Source organism: Deinococcus sp. (genome assembly GCF_018260405.1).
In the GTDB taxonomy this organism is placed as follows: Bacteria; Deinococcota; Deinococci; order Deinococcales; family Deinococcaceae; genus Deinococcus.
Genome location: NZ_JAGLBG010000195.1, coordinates 1 through 1,812, shown reverse-complemented (window position 1 = coordinate 1,812; position 1,812 = coordinate 1). Strand labels below are relative to the sequence as shown.

Annotated in this window: 2 protein-coding genes; both read left to right on the top strand. The window is 60.3% G+C overall.

Annotation, left to right across the window (positions count from 1 at the left end; translation table 11 throughout):
- The first annotated feature begins 166 nt into the window (after positions 1-166).
- Entirely contained in the window at positions 167-859 is a 693-nt protein-coding gene (locus QZ269_RS13000; RefSeq protein ID WP_291427121.1) for a hypothetical protein, read from the top strand.
- A gap of 86 nt (positions 860-945) precedes the next feature.
- Complete coding sequence (locus QZ269_RS12995; protein WP_291427120.1) at positions 946-1,722, top strand: type III pantothenate kinase; 777 nt, start codon at positions 946-948, stop codon at positions 1,720-1,722.
- Positions 1,723-1,812 lie beyond the last annotated feature (90 nt).

Below are 1,812 nucleotides of genomic sequence, written 5' to 3'. Positions count from 1 at the left end.
ATGGAAATGGGCGAGTCACTCCGTGAACTCCTGCGGTTGGGCGTTAAAGCAGCCTGAAAGGTTCCGAACTACTGTTAGCTTATTAAGCGCCATTGGTCTGAATCCTGAACAGATGAGTCGTTTCATCAGTTTCCCGTCACCCAAACCTATTCCAATGAGGTACAAGATGCGTAAATACCTGCTGCTGACCGCTACCCTACTGTTTTCGGCCCCGGCTTTCGCCTGGGTGCCCAAGCTGGAAGAAACCACCGCCAAGAACGTGCTGGACGGCGTATATGGCCGCCGCGACCCAGTCACGACCTACCAGACCCTTGACCTGAGCGTCAAGGACGGCAAATTTGTCGCCGGTGACGGTCTGGTCAGGGCGTTCGATGGCGGCGACGCCTGCGTCAGTGACTGGATAGCCAATCCTGCCGATTTCAGCAGAGGCAGCCGCGTGAACAGCATTACGGTCAGCGGTCAGGCCGACCAGCTGTACTTTCAGGGTCAGGACGCCCGCGACAGCTTCAAGAACCTGAGCGTGGCCGAGGCGCTGAATGCCACCTCCTCGGCCAAGCGCCTTGCCGACGGCGAACTGCGCGTAGACATCAACGTGCGCGGCCTGCCTACCCAGAAAGCCCGTGACGCCTACCTGCTGCGGATGAAAGGCCCCGGCGACAAGATGATCGCGCCCACCCGCAAAAGCTTTGTCAACGACTTTAAGCAAGACGGCGCTACCTGGAACGGCACGCTGGTGTTTTATTTCAGACCGCTCGACGCGGGCATCGGTGCAAGCGACAAAGCCGAGCTGCTGCTGCGTACCGAGGCCGACACCAGTTGTGCCTACGACATCACGCTGAATCTGGGAAGTTTTCAGTAGGTAGCCCAGCCATGCGGTAGCAGCCATACCGCTGCGGCTGAGCTAGGCAGAGGCTCATCTGGCGAATTGCCCTAGAATGTAAAGTGATGCCCGCTTTTCCCCTGCTCGCCGTGGATATCGGCAACACCACCACTGTCCTCGGTCTGGCCGACGAGTCGCTGAACCTGACCCACACCTGGCGGGTTCGTACCAACCGCGAGTCGTTGCCCGATGATCTGGCGCTGAAGCTGCACGGCCTGTTCACGCTGACCGGGGCACCGATTCCCCGAGCGGCCATCCTAAGTAACGTGGCCCCGCCGGTCGGCGAGAACTTCGCGCTGGCGCTCAAGCGGCATTTCATGATCGACGCTTTCAACGTGTCCGCCGCCAACCTGCCCGACGTGAGCGTGGAACTCGACAGTCCCGACGCTGTGGGCGCAGACCGCCTGTGTAACCTGTTCGGCGCGGAAAAATACATGGGGCACCACGAGTACGCCGTGGTCGTGGATTTCGGCACCTCGACCAACTTCGACGTGATCGGCAAGGGAAGGCGCTTTATGGGCGGTGTGCTGGCGACTGGGGCGCAGGTCAGCGCCGACGCCCTGTTTTCACGGGCGGCCAAACTGCCGCGCATCAACCTCGAAGCCCCGACCAGCGCCGTAGGTAGAAATACCGTGCACGCGCTTCAATCGGGGCTAGTCTTCGGATACGCCGAAATGGTCGACGGCCTGCTGCGCCGGATTCAGGCCGAGTTGCCGGATGAAGCGGTCAATATTGCCACTGGCGGCTTTTCGCGCACGGTGCAGGGCATCTGCCACGAAATCGACTACTACGATGAAACGCTAACCTTGCGCGGGCTGGTCGAACTGTGGGCGAGCCGTTAGAGCAGCCCACGTCCTTAGAGGCTGTCTGAGGCCCTAACCATGGGAAATGTTTTAGGCTTTAACGGTGGAACGCGCAGCTTACCCTAGCGA

Coding starts and splice junctions, on each gene's coding strand:
- QZ269_RS13000 (WP_291427121.1), top strand. CDS start 167: ATGCGTAAATACCTGCTGCTGACCGCTACCCTACTGTTTTCGGCCCCG.
- QZ269_RS12995 (WP_291427120.1), top strand. CDS start 946: ATGCCCGCTTTTCCCCTGCTCGCCGTGGATATCGGCAACACCACCACT.